The organism is Chelativorans sp. ZYF759, assembly GCF_012911015.1.
Taxonomy (GTDB): domain Bacteria; phylum Pseudomonadota; class Alphaproteobacteria; order Rhizobiales; family Rhizobiaceae; genus ZYF759.
In genome coordinates this window covers 301,422-325,589 of sequence record NZ_WVVV01000001.1, presented here as the reverse complement: position 1 = coordinate 325,589, position 24,168 = coordinate 301,422, and the positions used below count along the sequence as shown (strand labels likewise).

19 protein-coding genes are annotated in these 24,168 nt (G+C 64.9%); 16 read left to right on the top strand and 3 right to left on the bottom strand.

Features of this window, described 5'->3' with window-relative positions:
- Window positions 1-76: 76 nt before the first annotated feature.
- The 6 genes from GRZ55_RS01320 to GRZ55_RS01295 all read left to right on the top strand — a co-directional run bounded on the left by GRZ55_RS01320 (window position 77) and on the right by GRZ55_RS01295 (window position 5,862).
- A complete protein-coding gene (locus GRZ55_RS01320; protein WP_169285071.1) occupies window positions 77-586 on the top strand; it encodes a hypothetical protein in 510 nt (169 codons plus the stop codon).
- A 274-nt stretch (window positions 587-860) separates the two neighbouring features.
- Window positions 861-1,751, top strand: coding sequence for a hypothetical protein (locus GRZ55_RS01315; protein WP_169285070.1), 891 nt, complete (start codon window positions 861-863; stop codon window positions 1,749-1,751).
- A 121-nt stretch (window positions 1,752-1,872) separates the two neighbouring features.
- Window positions 1,873-3,858 (top strand): ATP-binding protein, encoded by a 1,986-nt coding sequence (locus tag GRZ55_RS01310; RefSeq protein ID WP_169285069.1) that lies wholly within the window; start codon window positions 1,873-1,875, stop codon window positions 3,856-3,858.
- A gap of 2 nt (window positions 3,859-3,860) precedes the next feature.
- Window positions 3,861-4,205 (top strand): DUF6634 family protein, encoded by a 345-nt coding sequence (locus tag GRZ55_RS01305; RefSeq protein WP_169285068.1) that lies wholly within the window; start codon window positions 3,861-3,863, stop codon window positions 4,203-4,205.
- Window positions 4,202-5,011, top strand: coding sequence for an ATP-dependent Zn protease (locus GRZ55_RS01300; RefSeq protein WP_169285067.1), 810 nt, complete (start codon window positions 4,202-4,204; stop codon window positions 5,009-5,011). The genes GRZ55_RS01305 and GRZ55_RS01300 overlap by 4 nt, the downstream gene beginning before the upstream one ends.
- 506 nt (window positions 5,012-5,517) lie before the next feature.
- Complete coding sequence (locus tag GRZ55_RS01295; protein ID WP_169285066.1) at window positions 5,518-5,862, top strand: hypothetical protein; 345 nt, start codon at window positions 5,518-5,520, stop codon at window positions 5,860-5,862.
- An 805-nt stretch (window positions 5,863-6,667) separates the two neighbouring features.
- Here the strand turns inward: GRZ55_RS01295 and GRZ55_RS01290 are convergent.
- The 3 genes from GRZ55_RS01290 to GRZ55_RS01280 form a co-directional block, all read right to left on the bottom strand.
- The gene (locus GRZ55_RS01290) at window positions 6,668-8,029 is read right to left on the bottom strand and encodes a phosphomannomutase (RefSeq protein ID WP_169285065.1); all 1,362 of its coding nucleotides are present in this window, start codon (window positions 8,027-8,029) and stop codon (window positions 6,668-6,670) included.
- Window positions 8,030-8,035: 6 nt separating this feature from the next.
- Window positions 8,036-9,451 (bottom strand): mannose-1-phosphate guanylyltransferase/mannose-6-phosphate isomerase, encoded by a 1,416-nt coding sequence (locus tag GRZ55_RS01285; protein WP_169285064.1) that lies wholly within the window; start codon window positions 9,449-9,451, stop codon window positions 8,036-8,038.
- Between the two features lie 142 nt (window positions 9,452-9,593).
- Window positions 9,594-10,469 (bottom strand): LysR substrate-binding domain-containing protein, encoded by an 876-nt coding sequence (locus tag GRZ55_RS01280; protein ID WP_169285063.1) that lies wholly within the window; start codon window positions 10,467-10,469, stop codon window positions 9,594-9,596.
- A gap of 145 nt (window positions 10,470-10,614) precedes the next feature.
- Between GRZ55_RS01280 and GRZ55_RS01275 the strand changes: the two genes are divergently transcribed.
- The 10 genes from GRZ55_RS01275 (at window position 10,615) to uxaC (ending at window position 24,159) form a co-directional block, all read left to right on the top strand.
- On the top strand, window positions 10,615-11,766 hold the full coding sequence (locus GRZ55_RS01275) for a 2-aminoethylphosphonate--pyruvate transaminase (RefSeq protein WP_169285553.1): 1,152 nt from the start codon (window positions 10,615-10,617) through the stop codon (window positions 11,764-11,766).
- Between the two features lie 19 nt (window positions 11,767-11,785).
- Entirely contained in the window at window positions 11,786-13,042 is a 1,257-nt protein-coding gene (phnA, locus tag GRZ55_RS01270; RefSeq protein WP_169285062.1) for a phosphonoacetate hydrolase, read from the top strand.
- A 4-nt stretch (window positions 13,043-13,046) separates the two neighbouring features.
- Window positions 13,047-14,504, top strand: a complete 1,458-nt coding sequence (gene phnY / locus GRZ55_RS01265) for a phosphonoacetaldehyde dehydrogenase (protein WP_169285061.1) — start codon at window positions 13,047-13,049, stop codon at window positions 14,502-14,504.
- Between the two features lie 122 nt (window positions 14,505-14,626).
- A complete protein-coding gene (locus GRZ55_RS01260; protein WP_246734450.1) occupies window positions 14,627-15,463 on the top strand; it encodes an EamA family transporter in 837 nt (278 codons plus the stop codon).
- Window positions 15,464-15,724: 261 nt separating this feature from the next.
- Window positions 15,725-16,753, top strand: a complete 1,029-nt coding sequence (locus tag GRZ55_RS01255) for a putative 2-aminoethylphosphonate ABC transporter substrate-binding protein (protein ID WP_169285060.1) — start codon at window positions 15,725-15,727, stop codon at window positions 16,751-16,753.
- Between the two features lie 99 nt (window positions 16,754-16,852).
- On the top strand, window positions 16,853-17,983 hold the full coding sequence (locus tag GRZ55_RS01250; protein WP_306785586.1) for a putative 2-aminoethylphosphonate ABC transporter ATP-binding protein: 1,131 nt from the start codon (window positions 16,853-16,855) through the stop codon (window positions 17,981-17,983).
- Window positions 17,983-19,701 (top strand): putative 2-aminoethylphosphonate ABC transporter permease subunit, encoded by a 1,719-nt coding sequence (locus tag GRZ55_RS01245; RefSeq protein WP_169285058.1) that lies wholly within the window; start codon window positions 17,983-17,985, stop codon window positions 19,699-19,701. Before GRZ55_RS01250 ends, GRZ55_RS01245 begins: the two co-directional genes overlap by 1 nt.
- Window positions 19,698-21,071 carry an aspartate aminotransferase family protein gene (locus tag GRZ55_RS01240; RefSeq protein WP_169285057.1) on the top strand — a complete coding sequence of 458 codons (1,374 nt, stop codon included), beginning with the start codon at window positions 19,698-19,700 and terminating at the stop codon, window positions 21,069-21,071. Before GRZ55_RS01245 ends, GRZ55_RS01240 begins: the two co-directional genes overlap by 4 nt.
- Before the next feature lie 230 nt (window positions 21,072-21,301).
- Entirely contained in the window at window positions 21,302-22,750 is a 1,449-nt protein-coding gene (locus GRZ55_RS01235) for a mannitol dehydrogenase family protein (RefSeq protein WP_246734448.1), read from the top strand.
- On the top strand, window positions 22,750-24,159 hold the full coding sequence (gene uxaC / locus GRZ55_RS01230) for a glucuronate isomerase (protein ID WP_169285056.1): 1,410 nt from the start codon (window positions 22,750-22,752) through the stop codon (window positions 24,157-24,159). The genes GRZ55_RS01235 and uxaC overlap by 1 nt, the downstream gene beginning before the upstream one ends.
- Window positions 24,160-24,168 lie beyond the last annotated feature (9 nt).

Here is a 24,168-nt window from a genome sequence, read left to right as displayed (position 1 = left end):
CCAAGTCGGCCTCCGACGGTGCTACCAACACCGGCGAAGGCCTGACCCGCCACCTTCTTGAGAAAGGCCTTGGGCTATGAACACCGTTACCCGCAATTCCGAACCCAGTGAAGGCACCGCCTTCGAGATCCCCCAGCTTGATGCTGGGACGCAGCCGGACTGCGCCCCGGCATCCGCCGTTCGCGCCGGCGAGTCCGAGACCGAAGCCGCCCGCGTGGCCATTGCCCGGGAGGCCGCATCAACTCCTCGCGCTTCGTTAGCCGCTCGCTGGTCTGGCCTTGCTGGCATCGCGTCGACCGCAGCGCGTCGCCGCTTGATCGTCTCCACGATCCGGGACATTCTCGACACCACCGAGGCGCGGGCGGCCCGGGCCGAGGAACGGGCGCGGCAGGCCGAAGAGCTGCTGGTCTTGCATGAGCGCCATTGCATCTGCCACGCAGGTAAAGTCGCCGAGGCAATTGCCGCGGAGCCGGTGGAGGCAAATGCCTCGGCGGCGTCAGGCCATTGTGGCCAGGTGAGCGCCACCGATGCGAAGGCCGAGGCCGACCTCGGTGGTGCTGCCCGGCCATCGGCTTTGGCGGCCTGACGCAGGCAGCGCACCAGCACATCCAGCACATCAATCGAGATCGCCGGGCAAACTCTGTCCGGACTGTGACTGGCGTCCGCAAGCGCGGATCGCCGATCGTCATTTCTGTTCGGTCTCGTCACCTTCCTAGGAGTTCAATATGGATACTTTTCGACCCTCCTGTCGCATTGCCACACGCGACCATGCCGCCAACTGTGTCGACGGCCGTGACGGCGACCGCTCCGGTGCCGCTTCCCCTGGTTCGGGGCATGCCGATCTCGATCGGCTGCTGCCCGTGTTCCACCGACTGGTCGACGACACGGTCTCGCAGGTGCTCGCCTGCCCGGCAAAACCCGATCCTGCATTCGAGGGTTTTGAAGAGCTGCTGGCGCCGATCCGCTCGGCCACGACGCTCGAAGGGAGCCTGCTTGAGCGCGGCATTAAGGCGATCTGCGCGTGCCGGAACGACCTCACCGTCGTGCCACTCGAAACCCCGCTGCCCGTGCTGCCGGAGGCCAAGGCCTTCCTGCGGCGGAACGACTGGTCGAAGGCCTCGGCATTGCGGCTCAACTCGGAGGTCCATACGCGCGAGTTCTATCGCCCCGACCTTCTGGTGGTCGACGCCCATCAGCACCGGGCACTGATCCTCGATATCAAGCGCAGTGTCCTGTCCCACAAGCCGAAGGTGCTGCTTGAACTGCGGACCAGGATGATGGCTGCAGCCCTTGTTGCCCGCGACTGGCTTGAGCGCGAGTGCGATGCACCCGCCGTCGAGCGCGTCGAGATCGCTATCGTGGATGGCTCGGGCGAACCAGCCGATCATGCCAAGGCTATCTTTGCGCTCACCAATCTCGATAGCCTGCTGGGTATCGAAGGGGCGTTTGAGGCCATCGTCGTGCTGCGCCGCCTTTACGGTGCACGTATCCGCGAGTTCATGCTGGAGCGCTGCAGGGCTGTGGTCGGGGCAATGGCATGCGGTGCAGATCGGGCTGCAGTTCCGATGCCCGGAAACCAGTCCCTGTCGCCACCTCGTACGGAGATGGGCGATGTGGATAGCGACTGGGACAAACGGGACAGGCGCAATGGGATTGACAAGGGCCCGGCCACGAGACCGCACACCGCTGTTCCATTTAAGTGGGACGGCCGCGTCAGTGTTGGCATCGCCGCATTTGGAGGTCGGCCATGAACGGGCAAGATGAGCGCGCTAAAAGGCCGGCGCCCCCGCATGTGACCCGGTTCGCGACTGAGCTGGAAAGAAAGGCAACGAGAGTACTTCGCCCGCTCTGGGTCTTTGAGGGAGGCAAGGCATGAGCAGCCGCATTGCAAACTTCCTCCTGAAACGGCTGCGGCGGGAAGCCGCCCGCGACGCGCTTGACCTCGCGATCTCCAAGCGCTGGCTGGCGGAAGAAGGAGAGAAGGACCGGGAAGATGAGGACCGTCCCCGCCAGGTGAGGGTTGGGCACTATTTTGTCGAGGATGACGAGCTGGGTCCGGATCGCTCCTCGGGCCGCAAGCTGTTGTTTGGCGCGAAGCTCGAAGGGTTTGGTCGCGCCGAGATCGCGCGATTCATGAAGCGCGAGGGCATCACGCTCGACATCAAGGCCGAGAACGAGGACCTCGCTGCCGCGAAGGTCGGCGCGGCCACCAATGCCGTGAGGCGGACCAAGGCTTCCCCCGGCCGCGATGCTGCCGCCCATGATGCGGACCCCAGACTCGTCGTGGATGTGGTGCGCGCGATCCGGGCCTCCGCAGCGCCGCCACCCGTCGACGAGATCGCGGTGGTCCTGCTTCTGGCCGAGGGCATCGCACGCAGCGGCCTGAGCCATGATCAGGTGCTCTCCATCCTGAGCGAGCGCCAGCCTGTCGTCAGCATCCTGTGTCCGGTGCGCGGGTTCGAGAGCCGGTTCAACATCATGCTGAAGAATGGTGGGCTCTTGCCTCGACCTCTGGCGATCGGGTCCGGCCCCGAGATGCGCGGACTGCACGTCTCGTTCGGAACTGCCGAGAACGCCACGAAATTGGTGCTCTTCCCGGGCCGTCAGTTCGATGCCGACGACCCGTCTCGTATGGACGCTCGGGTGGGGCAGGCCGCGGCAAGCGGCTATCCACTCTTGGGCGTGGCCGAGAAGGCGGAGCGTATTCCTACAGCCCTCAGGGTGTCGGCCAGCCTCGATCTCGAATGCGGGCCGATCTCCACTGATCTGATCGCCCGCGTGATGCAGGAGGTGCTCGGCCCTCTGCCGCGTGACGTATCGCTTGATCAGCTTGAGGCCGACTGTGCGTATCTCTCCCTCTTCGATCTGCCGCTCGCCATCCGGTCGGGCATCAGCCACGCCCGAGCCGTCGAGGTGTTGGTCCATCTCGGTGCGGCACGGCGCAGGGAACATGACGAGGATGACAGCTCCAGCCGCGACAAGAGTGGATGGGGATCAGGATCCAGCTCCGGTTCCGGTAAGTCGCCCTTCCGCAACCAGAAGGTTCAAGGCTCAGGCAGCGACATCATCAGGCCGGTCTCGTCCGACACCATAGCCCGCGATCCCTTCGTGCCGATGGTCGAACGCCTGCATGGATATGGGACGGCGTCCAGCTGGGCTATGGCGCTCAAGGAGGATCTGGAACTCTGGCAGGCCGGGCAGCTAGACTGGTCGGCCTTGAGCGCAAAACTGCTTTTGTCCGGGCCGCCCGGCACGGGCAAGACCAGCTTTGCCAAGGCGCTCTGCAACACGCTCCAAGTGCCGCTGATTGCGACCTCGGTCTCGACCTGGCTGGAGGCCTCCTATCTTGGCGACGTCGTTCGCCGGATGAAGGCTGCCTTCGATGAGGCGGGTGAGCATGCCCCATGCATTCTCTTCATCGACGAGATCGACGGGATTGGCCGAAGAGGGCAGGGCAAGGAGTATGATGATTACTGGAACACCATCGTCAACAAGGCGCTGGAGCTTCTCGATGGTGCGGTCCGCTCCTCCGGCATCGTCATCGTCGGGGCAACCAACCATCCCGAAGTCATCGATCCGGCATTGCTGAGGTCGGGACGGCTTGAGACCCACATCCGCATCCCGCCGCCCGATATCGACGCGCTCGCAGGCATCCTGCGCCATCACTTGGCAAATGATTTCGCCAGCGTGATCGCAACGCGGCCGCCGGATGCCCAGCGCTCGGCCGTCCGGAACGGATTCCCGCCCGCATCGGCTACTGACCGTCCTGCTGCTCTGCCATCTGACAATCACGACAATGTTCACCGCGATGCCACCGGAGATGCCGGTCCGCGCAAAAAATCCCCAAGAGGAGCATGAACATGGTGCTGCGATTCACAGTCGGCCGTCCCGCCCAGAGTGAAGAACTCGACGCCGAACTGAAGCGGCTGTGCAGGCTCGTCTCGGACCTCGCCAGGATCGAGCGCGGCGTGCCGGTCGAGGATCTCGAGCGCCCTGTCGCGCTGCTGGACAGCTGGGTGCAGGGCATCAGGCCTGCTCCCTGCCTGATGGGCCTTACAACCGACCATCCGACCCTGCCGGGCGAGGGCAGGTCGATCGTGACCTCGGATCTTCTGCTGATGTCCGATGACGGTCACTGGGCCCGTACGCGGTCGAACTGGTATCGCCTTGGCCGTCCGGCCGGACGGGGGAGGGACGACGCATGAGCGTGACGAGAGAAGGCAGGCAGGACATCATGCCGCCAGGGACCGATCATTTGCCTTCCCGGCAGCACGACCCGGCACTTGATCTCCTGCGGCCGCTGGCCCGCCAGGCTGTCGGCATGAGCGGGGCCGATGTTGAGCGCCTGGTGCGCGAGGCAAGGGGAAGGGCGCGCCGGGCCGGGCGGGACCTCACCTGGCAGGACATCGAGGAACTGCTGTCGGCCGGTCGACCAAAGCTTTCCGACGATCTGCGCTGGCAGCTTGCCGTTCATGAATGCGGTCATGTGCTTGTGCACCTGGCACTGGGACGGCGAGGCGCGGTGGAGATAATCACGTTGGAGGACCGCGGCGGCGGCTTCGTGCGTTTCAGCGGCAATGATGATGTCGTGCTGTCGGAACGCCAGGCCATGGAGGACCTCGCCACGCTGCTTGCCGGACGCAGGGCCGAGATCGTCTTTTTCGGCGAGGCCCTGTCGGGATCGGGCGGCGCGCCTGACAGCGATCTCGCACGTGCGACCGCCCTTGCGATCTCGCTCGAAACCTCGCTCGGTTTTGGCCGCGCGCAGCCGCTGATCTTCCGCCCGGTATCCGATCCATCTTCGCAGCTCTCCTACGATCGGGACCTGGCCGACCGGGTCTACGCCCGGCTTGAGGAAGCCGATGCCATTGCCAGGATCATCATCGAGGACCACACCGCAGCGCTCACCGAGCTTGCGATGGAGGTCGCCCGGCAGCGCACGCTGGAAGGCAGGGAACTGAGCAAGGTCCTCGACCGGTTCAGGCAGCGGCTGCAGGGCTGGTCGCCGTGAGCGCGGCTCGGAACGGGGCGGGAGATATGGCATCTCAACCTGAAACACCATGCGGACACATTGATCCAAATCGAGATGATTTGCGGTAACGGGATTCCGATCTCGGTGCTGCCGTTGCAGCTCTTGAGATCGCCGATTCATAAAACGGTGTTCGCCGCCGCCATGTCGAAATGACGTGCGGGCACGGGGATTCAAATCAGGATAATTTGCGGTGTTCCGATTCAGGCATCGAGATTGGCGATTCAGATGCCGTGGCAAACGATTCCGATCCCGGGACATCGATTCAGGATCAGAGCCCAGCGATTCAGATGACGGAGCTGGCGATTCTGAAAGCTCGGCAGCTGATTCCGTTTGGTGGAATGGCGTTGCAGATGATGGCGTCGGCGATTCCCGGATCGAGATACCCGATTCAGATGGCGTGAAAAGCGAGACCATGTGCAAACCGCGTTTGCGGTCTGGCAATCTTTGCCCGCCCATGGTGGCGAGAAGCCGGGGAAGGGGGATCGATGACCGACGAGACGAATGAAGAGCGCCGCCGGAGAAGGCTGGAGAAGCAGCGGTTGCGCCAGGAGGCGCTGCGGGAGAAGAAGAAGAAAGAAAGGACGCCTGGACGGGACGACTTCGCCCGCGAGCTTCTGCACTTCGCGATCACGGAGAACTTGAATCATGGGCGCGAGCAGGAGCTGAACAATCTCATCGAGAACCTTATCACCCGGCTGGTCGCGCGCGGCTTCAAACGCAGCGAATGCGAACGTGTCATCGTCGAGATCATGGATCGCTATGAGGCAGGCTGGCGGTTCCAGCGCAAGATCTGGACAAAGCCGCCGGGCGATACCGAGGAGGCCGACTGAGCGAGCATCGGCGTCCGCCTCTCAAGATGGCGGGTGCGTCGGCCGAGCAAAGCCTTCGGTTCCTCTCGCCTTGGCGTGGCCGTCAGGATGCCGGGCATCGACTGCTCAGCCCGATGGATGCGGAGCCTCTGGCCCGCTACCCCGGTGCCCGAATCAAACGCCGTTTGCATCTCCTGTCTGGTATTCCCCCCATTACTCCATGAAACGCCGTTTGCGGGGCGGAGCGATTCAAAGCTCTGTAAAAGCGTTGCAGCTCAATCGGGGAAAGCCGGGGATCCGACGCCCGGCGGTCGCGCGGCGTCGGGGCTGCGCGAAGACTTCGCCCCGCTCTGAATCCTGCGCTCGCCATTGATAATGATGGCTACATGAATAAGTCTGTTCAGCTGCGCCGCCACATCAGAGAGTTACCGGCCCCAGCTGACGATGGACATGATTGCCCGCCTACAGGGATTGCCGGATGGATGACGCCTCGAAGGATCGCCGATGGAATGCTCTCGGCAGATTGCCTATGCATTTCCGACCAGAATGGCGCAGGCTCTGGGCCTTTCGATCATGCGAGCATATACCGGCGCTGCTATCGATTTCAACAAAGCGCTTGCCGCTCCAAGCCCCGGACCGAGGCATTTCGAGTTCAAAAAGCTAAATCTCATACATCGCCAGGGAGAAGATCCCCGAACGCAACCGGGACTGTGAGAGCGGCACAGGTAGCCTAAAGCAGAGCTCTGCCGTTTAGCGGGCAGTATCCAGCTTAAAGGAATGCAGCCAGGTTCGGCTGCATTCCGAAATCCCTTTAGCGTGACCGGTCTTATGGTCTCAAACAGATCAGCCGGGACAAGTCGGCCACGCTCGCTTGCAGCAGCTTCCTGTCTCCACGTGTTTCCACGTTGAGGCGCAACAGCGGCTCCGTGTTCGACGCCCGCAGATTGAAGCGCCAGTCGCCGAAATCCATGCTCAACCCGTCGATCATTTCCACCTTCGGATCGTGCTTGATGAAATGATCCGCGATGCGGTCCCGTACCGCGTTGGCGTCGGCGACCGTGAAATTGATCTCGCCCGAGCAGGGGAACGCCGTAATCCGGTCTTCGACAAGATCGGCGAGCGATGCGCCTGACGCAGAAAGCTCGGCAACCACGGCCAGCCAGGCCAGCATGCCCGAATCGCAATAGCTGAAATCACGAAAATAATGATGCGCGCTCATCTCCCCGCCATAAAGGGCATTCTCCTCGCGCATCATCTGCTTGAAGAAGGCGTGGCCGGTGGGGCAGGCCTTCGCCACGCCGCCGGCCTGCTCGACCATGTCAATGGTGTTCCAGGTGAGCCGTGGATCGTAGAGGATGGTCGCGCCGGGCGCGTCGCGCAGCATGGCCCGCGCGATCAAGCCCACAAGGTAGTAGCCCTCGATGAAGCGGCCCTTGTGATCGTAGAGAAAGCAGCGGTCGAAATCGCCGTCCCAGGCGATACCGAGATCCGCGCCATTCGCCACCACGGCCTCGCTGGCACGCGAACGCTTTTCTGGCAGCAGGGGATTGGGGATCCCGTTGGGCAATGCCGGATCAGGGAGATGGTCGATCTTGATGAACTCGAAGGGAAGGTGGTCTTCGAGGAGGTCGATGATCGGGCCGGCGCAGCCATTGCCGGCATGGCAGACGATCTTCATGGGTTTCAGCTGCAGGCCGGCGACCTTTTCCAGGAGCCGTTGGATGTAGGGCTCGCGCGCCAGCTGCGGCGCAAGCCGGCCACGCTTTCCGTAGTCCGCGACCCGCGGCAGCGGGTGATCCGCCATCACCAGCTCTTCGATCGCGTTCAGCGCGTTTTCGCGCGTGGCGGCCGCGGCGCCTTCGAGAACCATCTTGAAGCCGTTATAGCTATCCGGATTGTGGCTTGCGGTGACCATGAGGCCAGCACCAGCACCACTGGCGGCGGTGTGGAAATAGACCTCCTCCGTGCCGCACATGCCGACGGGGAGGACGTCGACGCCGCCATCGAGCAGCCCCTGCGCCAAAGCGCCGGCAAGCCCGGCACTGTCCTGCCGCATGTCATGGCCGACGACGACCGAATCCGGCTGGCGCAGCGCAGCCACGGCGAGACCGAGCCGATAGGCGAAGGCCGCGTTGATCTGCGTCGGCAATTCGCCGCGAATGTCATATGCCTTGAAGGGAGAGCTCATTGCCTTTCACGTACCCAGACGGCCGTAGCGGTCTTCCAGGCGCACGATGTCATCCTCGCCCAGGTATGACCCCGACTGCACCTCGATCATTTCCAGGTCGATCTTGCCGGGGTTCTCCAGCGCATGGACCGCGCCGAGCGGGATGTAGGTCGACTGGTTCTCCGACAGCATGATGATCTCGTCGTCGCGATGGACCTTGGCCGTGCCGCGCACCACGACCCAGTGCTCTGCGCGATGGTGGTGCATCTGGACCGACAGCTTGGCGCCCGGCTTGACGGTGATGCGCTTGACCTGGTGGCGGTCGCCGAAATCGATCGAATCGTAATGACCCCAGGGACGGTAGACCTGGCGGTGGTTGAGGTGCTCGCCCCGACCGTCCCGCTTGATGCGGTCCACCACCTGCTTGACGTCCTGCACCGCGTCGCGATGCGCCACCAGCACGGCGTCCTTGGTCTCGATGACGACCAGATCCTCGACGCCCAGAAGGGCGACCAGCTTGTGGTCGGAATGCACCAGATTGCGCTGGCTGGAGACGGCGATGACGTCGCCGCGCAGCGCATTGTCCTCCGCGTCGCGCGGCCAGACCTCCCACAGCGCCGACCAGGAACCGATGTCGCTCCAGCCGGCATCGAAGGGGATCATGGCGGCCGCCTCGGTCTTTTCCATCACGGCGTAGTCAATCGATTCGGAGGGACAGGCCTTGAAGGCCTTGGCGTCGACGCGCACGAATTCGAGGTCGGCGCGGGTGGCCGCCATCGCCGCGCGGCAGGCTTCCAGGATGTCAGGCCGGAATCGCTCAAGCTCCTGGAGATAGCGGCTGGCGCGGAACATGAACATGCCGCTGTTCCAGAAATGCTCGCCGCCAGCCAGATAGCGCTCGGCGGTCTCAGCATCGGGCTTCTCCTCGAAGCTGGCGACGGCAAAGCCTTCGCCGCCCTTTATGGCATCGCCGCGCCTGATGTAGCCATAGCCTGTCTCGGCGCGGTCGGGCACGATGCCGAAGGTGACCAGATGGCCGGCTTCAGCGAGCGAGGTGGCTGCCTGAACGGCGGCGTGAAAACGCGGCGTGTCCTTGACGAGGTGGTCGGCCGCCAGCACCAGCAACACGGGATCGTCCCCAGCCTGGGTGGCGAACAGCGCAGCCAGCGCGATGGCTGGCGCCGTATTGCGTCCGATGGGCTCCAGGAGGATGCTCGCCTCTTCCTGCCCCATCTGGCGCAACTGCTCGGCGACGATGAAGCGGTGCTCCTCGTTGCACAGCAACAGTGGCGCCCGCGCATCCATGCCTTCGAGCCGCGCGACGGTTTCCTGCAACATGGTGCGCTCGCCGGTGAGGGGCAGAAACTGCTTGGGATAGAGCTGGCGCGACAGCGGCCACAGTCTGGTGCCGGACCCGCCGGCCATGATCACGGGCAAAAACATGATGCTCCTTCTCCCAGTTCCGAAAAAATCCGATCTGGCGCCGAACGGCGGAAGACGCGCGTTTCACCTATATTCGACATGCCGTCCCTGACCAGCCCTTTCTTTGAGTATCGAGGCGGGCCTGATGTGGTCGGCCTCCCCCTCACGGACGCTGCCGCTGGTTTCCCAGGGCGATGTCCAGAAAGGCGCGAACGAGCTTGCTGCCGGCCCGCTCCTTCAGGCAGATCATGGCCTCGTCCATCAGCATGACCGGGCCTTCGATGGCGATCGCGACAAGCCGGGGGTCGTCGCCGAACTCCGCCCGCGACACGAAACCGATACCGGCACCGGAGGCCACGATCTCGCGCACGGCCTCCCGGCCCTCCGCGACGATGGAGGGTGGCAGGCTGACGCCCGCCAGCGCGGCGCCTTCTTCGAGCTTGTTGCGCGTCTTGGAGCCCTTCTCGCGCAGGACCAACCGAAAATCGAGCAGTTCGGAAAAGCTCAGGCTGCTGCGCGTGGCCGCCGGATGCTTCTTCGCCGCGAATGCGATGATGGGGGTGGAGTTGAGTTCCACCACCTCGAAATCCCGGCCCTCCGGAACCTCGCCGAGCACGCCTATGTCGGCGTCGTAGCTGCGCAGATTGGCGACGACGCTCTCCGTGTTGCCGGCGCTGATGGTTACCCTGACGCCTGGATATCTTTCGCGGAAGGCTGCCAGCACGCCGAGCAGGTGGTGGGCGGCGTCGGCCACGACCCGCAGATGTCCCGATCGCAGGGCAAGCGATTCCGAAAGCAATTCGAGGGCCTGCTGCTCCGTGTCGAAAAGCCGCCGGGTGACCTCGAGCAGGCGCTCGCCCATGTTCGTGAGGCGGATCTGGCGCCGCTGACGATCGAACAGCAGGACGTCGTATTCCTCCTCCAGCCGGCGCACCTGGTCGGAGATGGCGGGCTGCGTGACGCGAAGCCGCTCGGCGGCGCGCGAGAAACCTCCACAGATGGCGACGTGGTGAAAGGCCCGAAGTTGAACATAGCGCATGAGGATAACCTATCGATTCAATCTATAGGATAATCCGAAATAACGATTTTTCATATGGCCAGACATGGCCGACTATGACCTTACGAAAGGGCACCTCGCCATGCAGCAATCCGCGCCCACCACCGATATTTTCGCGCCGCCCGCCATGGGGGAGCCCTACCTCCTGACGCCAGGCCCGCTGACCACGGCGCTGTCAGTCAAGCAGGCCATGCTGCGCGACTGGGGCTCCTGGGACGGAGACTTCCGTGCCATGACCGCCGAACTGCGCCGCCGCCTGCTCGAATTGGCCGGCGCCACGGCAGGTGAATATGAGTGCGTGCCGATGCAGGGCAGCGGCACCTTCGCGGTCGAAGCCATGCTCGGAACCTTCGTGCCGAAAGACGGCAAGGTGCTGGTGCTCGCCAATGGCGCCTATGGCCAGCGGGCCGCCCAGACGCTCAGCTATCTCGGCCGCGCGCATGTCGTGCTCGACAAGGGCGACTACCTGCCGCCGCGCGGCGCCGAAATCGGCGAGCTTCTCGATGCCGATCCCGACATCACCCATGTCGTGGCTATTCACTGCGAGACGAGTTCGGGCATTCTCAATCCGGTGGCCGAGATTTCCGAGACCGTCTACGGCCGGGGGCGAAAGCTGCTGATCGATTCCATGAGTGCGTTCGGCGCGATCCCACTGGATGTCAGCGAAATCCGCTGCGAGGCCATCGTGTCCTCGGCCAACAAATGCATCGAGGGCGTGCCAGGCTTCGGCTTCGTCATCGCGCGGCGCAGCGAACTGGAGGCCGCGAAGGGGCGGTGTCATTCCCTCAGCCTCGATGTGTTTGCCCAATGGGAAAACATGGAGAAGACCGGCCAGTGGCGGTTTACCCCTCCCACCCATGCGATTGCCGCCTTCATGGAGGCGCTGCGGCTTCATGCGGCGGAAGGCGGCGTGGCCGGTCGCGGTGCGCGCTACGCGAAAAACCGCGACGTGCTGGTGGAGGGCATGCGCGCTCTCGGCTTCGAGACGCTGCTGTCGGATCGCTGGCTGTCGCCGATCATCGTGACGTTCTTCAGCCCGGCTCATCCTCGTTTTGAGTTCCAGGCGTTTTACGCCGCGATGAAGAAGCGCGGCTTCATCATCTATCCCGGCAAGCTGACGGTGGTCGACAGCTTCCGTGTGGGCTGCATCGGCCACATGGACGAGCATGTGATGCGTCGCGTCGTCGAGGCGGCGGGACAATCGCTCAAGGAAATGGGCGTCGACACGGCCGCGCCGCCGGCCGATGCGATGCAAGAGCGCGCAAGGCTGGCCGCCTGATGCGAGACCAAGGAGTGGCATGAACAGGATTTCGACCGTCGACGTGAATGTGAACGGGCGCGACTATCGCTGGCCGAGCGTGCCGGCGGTGGCGATCTGCCTCGACGGCTGCGAGCCGGCCTATCTCGACGAGGCCATCAAGGCCGGCCTGATGCCGACACTCGAGCGCATCCTGGCCAAGGGCACGGCGCGAACAGCCCACAGCGTCATTCCGAGCTTCACCAACCCCAACAACCTGTCGATCGCGACCGGCCGCCCGCCTTCCGTGCACGGCATCTGCGGCAACTATCTCTACGAGCCGGAGACCGGGCGCGAGGTGATGATGAACGATGCGCGCTTCCTGCGCGCGCCGACCATCTTCCAGGCTTTTCACGATGCCGGCGCCAGGGTGGCCGTGGTCACCGCCAAGGACAAGCTGCGCGCGCTGCTTGGCCACGGGCTGGATTTTTCGCAGGGCAGGGCGATCGGCTTCTCCTCCGAGAAATCGGACCAGACGACGCTGGCGGAAAACGGCATCGACGACGCTTCCGCCTGGCTTGGCCGTCCCGTGCCGGAGGTCTATTCCGCCGAACTTTCGGAGTTCGTCTTTGCCGCCGGCGTCAAGCTCCTGAAGGAGTTTCGGCCGGACGTCATGTATCTCACGACGACCGATTACATCCAGCACAAGCACGCGCCGGGCGATCCGGTCGCCAACGCCTTCCATGCCATGTTCGACCGCCATCTGGCCGAGCTCGACGCGCTGGGGGCTGCCATCGTGATCACCGCCGACCACGGCATGAAGCCCAAGCACAAGGCGGACGGAACGCCCGACGTCCTCTATCTGCAGGACCTGCTCGACGACTGGCTGGGCCAGGCGGCGGCCCGCGTGATCCTGCCGATCACAGATCCCTATGTTGTCCATCACGGTGCGCTCGGCTCGTTTGCCACCGCCTATCTGCCGGCGACGGCGGACAGGCAGAACGTGATCCGACGGCTGCAGGAGGTCGAAGGCGTCGACGTCGCGCTGACCCGCGAGGAAGCCTGCGCCCGCTTCGAACTGCCGGCCGACCGGATCGGCGACATCGTGCTGACGTCCACGGTCAACAAGACACTCGGCACGAGCGCCGACCGGCACGATCTCGCCGCGCTCAAGGAACCGTTGCGCTCGCATGGCGGGCTAACCGAACAGACGGTGCCGTTCATCGTCAACCGCGCCATGCCGGACCTGCCCGACGCGCCCGTACTGCGAAATTTCGACGCCTTCTTCTATGCTACCATGGCCGCGGCGAAGGGATAGTCCAATGGGCAAGCGGGAAAACGACCTGACCGTCCGCCACGAGCCGATGCGCATCGCCGGGCGCATGGTCGAGGCCGACGGGCTCATCGAGGTCCGTTATCCCTGGAACGAGGCGGTGGTTGGCACCGTGCCGGCCGGTGCGGCCCGCCACGCCCGCGAGGCCTTCGCGATCGCGGCCGCCTACGAGCCCAAACTCACACGCTACGAGCGCCAGCGCATCCTGCTGAAGACGGCCGAACTGCTGGATGCCCGAAAGGATGTGCTCTCCGATCTCATCTCGCTAGAACTGGGCATTTCCAAGCTGGATTCGCTCTACGAGGTCGGGCGCGCCTTCGACGTCTTCACGCTGGCCGGCCAGCTTTGCCTCCATGACGATGGCGAGATATTCTCGTGCGACCTCACGCCTCACGGCAAGGCACGCAAGATCTTCACCCTTCGCGAACCGCTCACCGTGATTTCCGCGATCACGCCCTTCAACCACCCTCTCAATATGGTGGCGCACAAGGTGGCGCCGGCGATCGCGACCAACAATTGCATCGTCGTCAAGCCGACCGAACTGACACCGATGACCGCCCTGGTGCTGGCCGACATTCTTTACGAGGCCGGCCTGCCGCCCGAAATGCTGTCGGTCGTGACCGGCTGGCCGGGCGACATCGGCGAGGAGATGATCGTCAACGAACATGTCGACCTGATCACCTTCACCGGTGGGGTATCGGTGGGCAAGCTGATTGCCTCGAAGGCCGGCTATCGGCGCCAGGTGCTGGAACTCGGCGGCAACGACCCGCTGATCGTGCTGGACGATCTGTCGGACGACGATCTGGCCCGCGCGGCCGATCTCGCGGTGGCCGGCGCGACGAAGAATTCCGGCCAGCGCTGCACGGCGGTCAAACGTATCCTGGTCCAGGAGAAGGTCGCCGACCGTTTCGTGCCGCTGGTGCTGGAGCGCGCCAGGAAGCTGCGCTTCGGCGACCCGATGGGCGAGGGGATCGAGCTCGGAACGGTGGTCAGCGAGAAAGCGGCCGCGCTGTTCGAGGGACGGGTCGAACGTGCCGCGGAGGCGGGCGCCGAGGTGCTGTACAACCCGGGCCGGCGCGGAGCGCTCCTGCCGCCCATCGTCATCGACCGCGTGCCGCATGAGAGCGATCTGGTGATGGAGGAGACGTTCGGCCCGGTGATCCCGATCCTGCGCGTGGCAGGCGACGACGCGGCCATGATCCGGCTCTCCAATTCCACCGCCTTCGGCCTGTCGTCGGGCGTGTGCACCAACGATTTCCGCCGCATGCAGAAATACATATCCGGCCTCAAGGTCGGCACTGTGAACATCTGGGAAGTGCCGGGCTACCGGATCGAGATGTCGCCCTTCGGCGGCATCAAGGATTCCGGCAATGGCTACAAGGAAGGCGTCATCGAGGCGATGAAGAGCTACACCAATGTCAAGACCTTCTCGCTGCCCTGGAGCTGACAGGGCCCCTGGCCCCTTCAGCCTGCCGCCGGCGCAGGCGTCGGGACGCGTGCACGCTTGCTCCGAGCCCGTAGTTCCTTCACAAGCGGCCCGTCCTTTGCCGGCTTTCATTCGAGCGCGCCTTGTCCCTCTTCGCCCTGTCGATCGTACTCTTCGCCGCCGTGCTCCACGCAAGCTGGAACGCGATGGTCAAGGCGGGCGGCGACCGGGCACTGATCCTGGCAGGAGTCGCGTTGTCGCACGCGCTGGCGGGCGTGGTGCTCATTCTCCTGTCGGACACGCCCTCGCGCGAGAGCTGGCCGGCGCTGGCAGCTTCCACGCTGGTCCACTACGCCTATTATGCGCTGCTGTTCCAGGCCTACCGGCTCGGCGATCTGAGCCAGGTCTATCCGATCTCGCGCGGTCTCGCGCCGATGCTCGTGGCCATCGGCGCCCTGCTCCTGATCGGCGAGACCCTGCCGCCGCTGGCCTGGGCGGGCCTGGTGGCGGTGTCGCTGGGCATATGGCTGTTGTCGCTTCGCACGCGCGGCGTCGAGGTCGACCGGCGCGCGATCTTCGTGGCGGTCTTTCTGGGCCTGGCCATCGCGACCTATTCGGTGGCCGACGGCATCGGCGTGAGGCTGGCCGGCAGCCCGACCGGTTATATGGGATGGCTGTTCCTGCTGGAGGCCCCGGTGGTGTTCGCGGTTCTGGGCCCACGCATCCTGCGCCGGGGAAGCCTCGACCCGCGCACCTTCGCCCTAGGGATGGTGGGGGGCGTCTTCGCCGTCACGGCCTATGGGCTGGTACTCTACGCCAAGACGATCGCCCCCATCGGCGTGGTTTCGGCGGTACGGGAATCGAGCGTCGTCATTGCAGCTTTGATCGGCGTGCTGCTGCTGGGCGAGCGGCCCTGGAAGAAGCGCATGGTTGCCGCCGGGATCGTCGCGGCGGGCGTGGTGGCACTGGCCGCTGCCTGACCGCCGACCTGGCTGTGGATCGGGCATCGGCCCGTCCAGTCTCACAGAATAAAATCAAGAAAATTCAGCGCTCTGGCAACAAGCCGGGACCATCTATCTGCAACTTTGCAACTGTCACGATCCTGATATCTGGCTGTGCAAAGTGTCAGATGGTTCCGGGGGAGCGACGACTGGAAGGAGCGGCAATAAGGCGAGGGTATCCGCCGGACCGTTTCAACGAGAAGATGCCCGAGGGAACCACAGAAACGGGAGAATCACGACATGAAAACTGGATTGAAACTGGGCGTGGCCGCAGCCGCGCTCGCCCTCGCCATGGGCGTGGCCGGCGCGCAATCACGCACCCCGCTCACCGTCTATACCGCACTTGAGAACGATCAGCTCGGCCCCTTCAAGGAGGCCATCGAAGCGGCCGTGCCCGAAGTCGAGATCGTGTGGGTGCGCGATTCCACCGGCGTCATCACCGCCCGCTTCCTGGCCGAGGCCGAGAATCCGCAGGCCGACATGGTCATGGGCCTCGCCGTATCGAGCCTGATGATGTTTGACGAGCGCGGGCTTCTCGAAAGCTACGCGGCATCGGGCGCGGACGCCCTGAAAGAGCAGTTCCGCGACAATCGCGACCAGCCGACCTGGTACGGCATGGACGCCTATGTCGGCGTGATCTGCTACAATACCGCGGAAGGCGGCGCCGCCGGCATCGAGACGCCGACTTCCTGGCAGGACCTGCTTGCCCCCGAATTCGAGGGCAAGATCGTCATGCCGCATCCCGCTTCCTCGGGCACCGGCTATCTGACCGTCGCCGCCTGGCTGCAGATGATGGGCGAGGAAGACGGCTGGGCTTTCATGGACTCGCTTCATGAGAACATGGCCGCCTATCTGCATTCCGGTTCCGCACCGTGCGTGCAGGCGGCGCGCGGCGAGCGCGTCGCGGGCATCGCGCTCGACATGCGCGGCGTCCAGGAACAGGCCCAGGGCGCACCGCTCGAGGTCGTCGTCCCCGCCGAAGGCGTCGGCTGGGAAATGGAGGCGTCCGCCATCGTGGCTGGCACCGAGCATGCGGAACTCGCGCAGAAGGTGATGGACTGGTCGGTCACGCGCGAGGCCAACGACCTCTACCAGCTGACCTACGCCATTGTCGCCCATCCCGATGCCAACAACCTTCCCGAGGGCTATCCGGACGGCGTGGAAGAGGCGCTGATCGACAATGATTTCGGCTGGATGGCCTCCAATCGCGAGCGCATCCTGGCCGAATGGTCGAGCCGCTACGAGGCGAAGGCCGCGCCGCGCAACTGATGCGGCCCTGATCTTCGACAACGTGCCGGCCACGCGATGGCGATTGCCTCGCCGGCCGGCACGCCCCATTCTCGGCGATACAACATGACGGGCGGCCGGATGACACCAATGACGACCCCCCGAAAGGCGGACCAGGCCTTTCTGCGCATCGAAGACGTGACCAAGCGCTTCGGCCACTTCACCGCGCTCGATCGCATCTCGCTTCAGGTGAGCCCGGGCGAATTCGTCTGCTTCCTAGGGCCCTCGGGCTGCGGCAAGACCACGCTTCTGAGGGCGATCGCCGGTCTGGATCTGCAGGACGATGGCCGCATCGTGATGGACGGAAGAGACGTCTCGCGCGCGCCGCCGGCAGCGCGCGATTTCGGTATTGTGTTCCAGTCCTACGCGCTTTTTCCCAATCTCACCGTGGCGGCGAATGTCGGCTACGGTCTCGTCAACCGGCGCTGGCCGAGGCGCAAGGTTGAGGCGAGGGTCGCCGAGCTTCTCGATCTGGTCGGCCTTCCCGAGCAGGGCACGAAATATCCCGTCCAGCTGTCGGGCGGACAGCAGCAGCGCGTCGCGCTGGCCCGCGCGCTTGCCACCTCGCCGCGTCTTCTGCTGCTCGATGAACCGCTGTCGGCGCTCGACGCGCGGGTAAGGCTGCGCCTGCGCGAACAGATCCGCGCGCTGCAGCGCCGCCTGGGCGTGACCACCATCATGGTGACCCACGATCAGGAAGAGGCCCTGACCATGGCCGACCGTATCGTCGTCATGAACCAGGGCGTCATCGAACAGGTCGGATCGCCGACGGAAATATACGCCCGGCCCGCAACGGCCTTCGTGGCCGATTTCGTCGGCAAGATGAGCTTCTTCGAAGGACGGCTGAGCGGCCCCGGGCGACTGTCGGTGGCGGGGATCGAACTCGGTTGCCTGGATGATCGTGGGCTTGCCACAGGGTCCTCGGTCACTGTCGGTTTGCGGCCCGAGGAGGTTCGGGTGCGCGGCGTCGAGGCCGGACAGCCCAATGCCGTAGCGGTGCGCGTGGCCGATCTGGAATATCTCGGCGCCTTCTGCCGCGCGCGTCTGCTGACGCGCGAAGGCAACGTGCCTATCCTGGCCGATTTCTCCGCCAATCTGATGCGCGACATGGAGGTGGCGCTGGGCAAGGAGCTCCTGGTTGCCCTGCCGCCTGCCTCCCTGCACGTCTTCGCCACGCCGATCGATGCCTTGTCGGATGAGGAGGCAGCCTGATGAGCGTCGTCGCGGACCGCGAGCGGCACGTGTCAGCGGCTGTGCCCGGCCGGCTGCTCGGCTGGTCGCGCGAGGATTTCGTCGCGGGTCTGCTGGTGGCGCTGCTGTGCGCCTTCCTGCTGATGTCGATCGCCCTGCCGCTCTGGGCGCTGCTGTCCAAGAGCTTCCTCAACGCGCGCGGCGAGTTCGTGGGCCTCGCCAACTACGCCGCCTATTTCGCCAACCCGATCCTGGTCGACTCTCTCTTCAACAGCCTCTTCATCGCCGCCCTGTCGACGGTGATCGTCATTCCCATGGCCTTCACCTATGCCTATGCGCTGACGCGCAGCTGCATGCCGGCCAAGCCCTTCTTCTACGCGCTGGCGCTGCTGCCGCTGTTTGCGCCCTCGCTGATGTCGGCGCTGTCCTTGGTCTATATCTTCGGCAATCAGGGGTTCCTGCGCGCGCTCCTGTTCGGCAACACGATTTACGGTCCGATCGGCATCGTGATCGCCCAGGTGACCTACACCTTCCCGCATGCGGTGCTGATCCTCGTCACCGCGCTGGGGCTGTCGGATGGACGGCTCTACGAGGTGGCGGATGCGCTGGGGACATCGAAGCGGCGCGTCTTCTGGACGGTCACGCTGCCGGGTGCCCAATACGGGCTGATCAGCGCGTCCTTTGTCGTCTTCACCCTGGTGATCACGGATTTCGGCATCCCCAAGGTGATCGGCGGCCAGTACAACGTGCTCGCCACCGACGTCTACCGCGCCGTCGTCGGCCAGCAGAATTTCGAGATGGGGGCGGTTGTCGGCATGATCCTGCTGGTGCCGGCGGTGCTGGCCTTTCTCGTCGACCGCGTCGTCAACCGGCGCCAAGTGGCGCTGCTGTCGGCCCGGGCCGTGCCCTACCAGCCCTCCCCCAGGACGAGCCGCGACGCTGGATTCGTCGCCTACTGCGTGATCGTCGGGTTCCTTGTGGCTGCCGCACTAGGTGTGGCGGTTTGGGCCTCCTTCATCCAGTACTGGCCCTACAATCTGACGCTGACCACGGCCAACTACAATTTCCCGCGCTTCGAGCCGGCCGGCTGGAGCCCCTACTTCACCTCCGTGAAAATGGCCCTGCTGGCCTCGATCATAGGCACCGCGGTCATCTTTACCGGCGCCTATCTGATCGAGAAGACCAAGGCCTTCCCGCTGGCCCGCGGCCTTGCTCATTTCCTGGCCATGCTGCCGGTGGCGGTGCCGGGCCTCGTCCTGGGCCTTGGTTACGTCTTCTTCTTCAACGCGCCGTGGAACCCGCTCAACGTCTTCTACGCGACGCTGACGATCCTGGTGGTCAACACGATCACCCACTTCTTCACCGTCTCGCACATCACAGCACTGACCGCGCTGAAGCAGATCGACAAGGAATTCGAAGCGGTATCGGCCTCGCTCAAGGTGCCGTTCTGGAACACGTATCGAAGGGTGACGGTGCCGATCTGCCTGCCGGCGATCCTCGACATCGCGGTCTATCTCTTCATCAACGCCATGACGACCGTCTCGGCCGTGATCTTCCTCTATGGCGCGCACACCAAGCTCGCCTCCATCTCCATCGTGCACATGGACGAGTCCGGTTTCATTGCCGGCGCGGCGGCGATGGCAACCATGATCGTGATGACGGCGATCGGCGTGAAGGTGTTGCACATCCTGCTCGACCGGTTCCTTCTCGGCCGCTTCCAGGCGTGGCGGAAACGATGACCCACGCGATTGCCCAGTCGGAAGGCGACGTCAACACTTCCAGCCTGCGCGCCGACTGGTCGGTGCGCGCGCTGGACGACAAGACCCGCGCGGTCCTTGCCGAGGATGCAGCCCACTTCCTCCACCAGTCGGTTTCCACACCCTGCCTGAACGCCATTTCGAAGGCTGAAGGAATCTGGATCGAGGATACCGGCGGCCGCCGATACATGGATTTCCATGGCAACAATGTTCATCACATCGGCTATGGGCACCGGCGCCTGAAGGACGCCATCACGGCGCAGATGGAAGCTTTGCCTTTCGCCCCGCGCCGCTATGCGAATGAACCGGCGACCGCGCTCGCGGCCAAGCTCGCCGCGATCACGCCGGGCGACCTGTCGAAAGTGCTGTTCACGACCGGGGGGTCGGATGCCGTGGAGGTCGCCATCAAGATCGCCCGTATGGCGACCGGCCGCTTCAAGGTGCTGTCCTTCTGGGATGCCTTCCACGGCGCGGGGCTCGGGGCCGGCTCGCTGTCGGGCGAGGCGCTGTTCCGGTCGGGACCGGCCGCCGCCCACATGCCGGGATCGAGCCATGTGGCGCCGTTTGCATGCTACCGCTGCCCATATGGTCACAAGACCGGCGAAGACGGGCGGCCCGATCTCGATGCCTGCAAGCTCGCCTGCGCGGGGATGGTCGACTACGTGCTCGAACGCGAGGGCGATGTGGCGGCCATCATCGCCGAGCCTGTGCGTGCGGTACCCTATCTGCCGCCGCCGGGGTTCTGGAAAGCGGTGCGCGAAGCCTGTGACCGTCGCGGCGTGCTGCTGATCTTCGACGAAATTCCAACCGGTCTCGGCAAGACGGGGTCGATGTTCGCCTGCGAGCAGGAAGGGGTGGTCCCCGACATGCTCGTTCTCGGCAAGGCGCTGGGCGGCGGCATCCTGCCGATCGCCGCCGTCGTGGCGCGGCCGGAACTCGATGTCGGCGGCAACTGGGCCTTTGGCCACTACACGCATGAAAAGAACCCGGTCACCGCGCGCGCCGCGCTGACGACGATCGAGATCATCGAAGACGAAGGGCTGGTCGAGAATGCAAGGATCGTCGGCGAAGGTGCGCTCGAGCGGCTCACCGAAATCAAGGCCCGGCAGCCGGCGATCGGCGACATACGCGGTCGTGGCCTGCTGATCGGAATCGAATTGGTGGAGGACCGCACGACACGCCGCGCCGACGCGGCGCTCGCCGAACGCGTGCTCTATCGCGCGTTGGACCGCGGACTGTCCTTCAAGACGACGATGGGAAACGTCCTCACGCTGACCCCGCCGCTGACGGTCACGCCAGATCAGATGCTGCAGGCTCTCGATATTCTGGAGCAGGCCATCGCGGCCGGCTGACAGGCTCCGCAAGGCCAGCGAACGCTCCTCGACGACCTTCCCAATGTCGTTCGGTCGACCGGAATTTTTGACCAGATCGGCCAGCCGCTCTTGCATGCCGTACGCCAAGACCGGCATAGAAGCGCTTTCGAAAGGCTGGGCTTTCTGCTGTCTGCGGCCGTTGGACGCCGCCAGATGCAGGACGAGCCCGGCCTCCATCTGGCGACGACTTTCCACATGGGACCTGCCTGTTGACCCAAATTCCTGCCTATGACCGCAGCCGGCTGCGCCCGCGCTGGCTCCATATCGGGTTCGGCGCTTTCGCGCGTGCCCATATTCTGATGGTCCTTCACAGGACCCTGGCGGCGCTGCCCGATGGCGAGCGCGACTGGGGCGTGACCGTCGCGAGGTTGAATTCGGGACGCTCCGCGCTTGACGCGCTGGAGGAGGCGGACTGCCTCTACCATGTCGCGGAGACCGACGATTCGGGTGTCGAGCTCCATGCTGTCGGACCGGTGCTTGGGACGCTGCATCCGGCCCGCGACGGGATCGGCGCCATTCCCGACCATATCGCACGTCCCGAACTCGACCTCGTCACCCTGACGATCACCGAGAAGGGCTACAGCCTTAAGGATGGCGGGCTGAATCGTGAAGACGCCGCGATCAAGGCCGATCTTGCCAATCCCGGCGAGCCGCGCAGCGCCATCGGCGTGCTCGTCGAAGGTCTGGCCCGCCGCAAGAAGGCGGGACATGGCGCACTGACGGTTCTTTCCTGTGACAATCTGATGGAGAACGGGCATCTGACGCGCGCCGCCGTGACGGATTTCGCGCGTCTGCGCGATCCCGACCTGGCGGACTGGATCGAGGCGAATATCGGCTTCCCCTCATCCATGGTGGACCGGATCGTGCCCGCCATGACCGAGGCCGATCACGAGCGCCTGGCCGCGCGTCTCGGCCGCCGGGACGACAACGGAATCGTCTGCGAACCCTTCCTGCAATGGGTGATCGAGGATCGTTTTGCCGCCGCCCGCCCGCCGCTCGAACTCGGTGGCGCGCAGTGGACTGACGAGATCCAGCCCTGGGAGGCCATGAAGCTGCGCATGCTGAACGGCAGCCACTCTTTCCTCGCGCTGCTCGGCGGCGTGTCGGGCCACGCGACCATCGACGCCTGCATGGGCGATGCCGTCTTTGCCAAGGCCGTCGAGCGGCTGATGCTGGAAGAGGCCGCGCCCACCTTGCCGCCGCTCCCCGGCGCCGACATCCCGGGCTATGCCCGCCAGCTGCTCGCCCGCTTCTCCAATTCGCAGCTCAAGCACCGCACGGCACAGATCGCCAGCGACACCAGCCAGAAGCTGCCGCAGCGTTTCGTGACATCGATCGCCTGGCATCTCGACAGAGGCAGTCCCTGGCCGTTTTCCGCGCTGGTGCTGGCCGGCTGGATGCGCTGGATCGACGGGGTGGACGAGGCCGGCAACGAGCTGCCGATCAACGATCCACTGGCCGACCGGCTGCGCGCCATCGCGGCAGGCACCGAAGGCCAGGCCCGTGTGGAGGCCATGCTCGACCTGCGCGAGGTCTTCCCCCAATCCCTGGCATCGCGGCCGGAATTCCGTGCCGGCATTGAAGCGGCCTACGAGGCCATCCGTGCGCATGGCGCACGCGCGGCGGTCGCGCGGACCCTGAGCGAGGATACAGCATGATGAGCCGCTTTCTCGGAACCGACTTCCTTCTCGATACCAAGACCGCGCGGCGGCTCTTCCACGAGATCGCCCAGCCGCTGCCGATCGTCGACTTCCACAACCACCTGCCGCCCGCCGAGATCGCCGGCAACCACCAGTGGACCAATCTGGGCGAGGCGTGGCTTGCCCACGATCACTACAAATGGCGGCTGATGCGCTGGGCGGGCGTGCCGGAGAGCCACGTCACCGGTGCTGCCTCCTTCCGCGAAAAATACGATGCCTATGCGGCGATCATGCCGCGGCTTGTTGGCAATCCGGTCCATCATTGGAGCCACCTCGAACTGTGGCGCTATTTCGGGCTCGAGGGCACGGTGCTGTCGTCCGCGACGGCCGAGCGCTGCTGGGATGCCGCCGGCGAGCGCCTGGCCCAGCCGGAGTTCGGCGCCCGCGGCCTCTTGGAACGCATGAAGGTGGAACTCGTCGGCACCACCGACGATCCGCTCGACACGCTCGAGCATCATGCCGCCTTTGCCGGGACCCGTTCATCGATCCGCATGGTGCCGACCTTCCGCCCCGACCGGGCGCTGGCGCTCGAACAGGCGGGCTTCGCGGGCTATGTCGATGCGCTGGCCGAGGCCGCCGGGGTGTCGATCGATGGTTTCGACGACCTTGTCGGTGCGCTTGGCAAACGCCTCGACCATTTCGTCGCTCATGGCTGCCGCGCTTCCGATCACGGCATCAACACGCTGGATGTGCCCGATGGCGACGGCCTGCCGGATCTCGACCGCATCCTGCGCGAAGCACGCCAGGGCAAGCAGCCTACGCAAGGCGATGCGGCGGCCTTCCGCTTCGCGCTGATGACGGAACTGGGCGCGGCCTATGCGCGGCGCGATCTCGTCATGCAGCTGCATATCGGCCCCTTGCGCAGCACGCGCACGCGGCTCAGGGAAGCCGTCGGCGCCGACTCGGGCGGCGATTCCATGCGCGACCGGCCGATCGCCGAGGCGCTCAACGCGCTGCTCGACCGGATGGACCGCGACGACGCGCTGCCGAGCACCATCCTCTACACCCTGGATCCGACCAAGAACGCGGTTCTCGTGACCACAGCCGGCAACTTCCAGGACGGCTCGGTACCGGGCAAGGTGCAGGCCGGCACGGCCTGGTGGTTCAACGACCAGCTCGACGGCATGCGAGACCAGATGACCCAGCTCGCCCAGATGGGGCTGATCTCCACCTTCACCGGCATGCTGACGGACAGCCGATCCTTCCTCTCCTTCCCGCGCCACGAATATTTCCGCCGGCTTCTGTGCGGGATGGTGGGCCGCTGGGTGGAGGAGGGACACATGCCTGACGACGAAGCCGCGCTCGACACCCTCGTCACCGACATCTGCTACGCAAACGCGAGAAGGTGGTTCCTCGACAAGGCTTGAGTTTCGCCG

Bases quoted from the DNA above. Each gene is read 5' to 3' on its own strand.
- GRZ55_RS01240 (WP_169285057.1), top strand. From the start codon at position 19,698: ATGACCCACGCGATTGCCCAGTCGGAAGGCGACGTCAACACTTCCAGC.
- GRZ55_RS01280 (WP_169285063.1), bottom strand. From the start codon at position 10,469: ATGCGCTATGTTCAACTTCGGGCCTTTCACCACGTCGCCATCTGTGGA.
- GRZ55_RS01255 (WP_169285060.1), top strand. From the start codon at position 15,725: ATGAAAACTGGATTGAAACTGGGCGTGGCCGCAGCCGCGCTCGCCCTC.
- GRZ55_RS01320 (WP_169285071.1), top strand. From the start codon at position 77: ATGAACACCGTTACCCGCAATTCCGAACCCAGTGAAGGCACCGCCTTC.
- GRZ55_RS01250 (WP_306785586.1), top strand. From the start codon at position 16,853: ATGACACCAATGACGACCCCCCGAAAGGCGGACCAGGCCTTTCTGCGC.
- GRZ55_RS01285 (WP_169285064.1), bottom strand. From the start codon at position 9,451: ATGTTTTTGCCCGTGATCATGGCCGGCGGGTCCGGCACCAGACTGTGG.
- GRZ55_RS01300 (WP_169285067.1), top strand. From the start codon at position 4,202: ATGAGCGTGACGAGAGAAGGCAGGCAGGACATCATGCCGCCAGGGACC.
- GRZ55_RS01275 (WP_169285553.1), top strand. From the start codon at position 10,615: ATGGGGGAGCCCTACCTCCTGACGCCAGGCCCGCTGACCACGGCGCTG.
- GRZ55_RS01310 (WP_169285069.1), top strand. From the start codon at position 1,873: ATGAGCAGCCGCATTGCAAACTTCCTCCTGAAACGGCTGCGGCGGGAA.
- uxaC (WP_169285056.1), top strand. From the start codon at position 22,750: ATGAGCCGCTTTCTCGGAACCGACTTCCTTCTCGATACCAAGACCGCG.
- GRZ55_RS01245 (WP_169285058.1), top strand. From the start codon at position 17,983: ATGAGCGTCGTCGCGGACCGCGAGCGGCACGTGTCAGCGGCTGTGCCC.
- GRZ55_RS01290 (WP_169285065.1), bottom strand. From the start codon at position 8,029: ATGAGCTCTCCCTTCAAGGCATATGACATTCGCGGCGAATTGCCGACG.
- GRZ55_RS01305 (WP_169285068.1), top strand. From the start codon at position 3,861: ATGGTGCTGCGATTCACAGTCGGCCGTCCCGCCCAGAGTGAAGAACTC.
- GRZ55_RS01295 (WP_169285066.1), top strand. From the start codon at position 5,518: ATGACCGACGAGACGAATGAAGAGCGCCGCCGGAGAAGGCTGGAGAAG.
- phnY (WP_169285061.1), top strand. From the start codon at position 13,047: ATGGGCAAGCGGGAAAACGACCTGACCGTCCGCCACGAGCCGATGCGC.
- phnA (WP_169285062.1), top strand. From the start codon at position 11,786: ATGAACAGGATTTCGACCGTCGACGTGAATGTGAACGGGCGCGACTAT.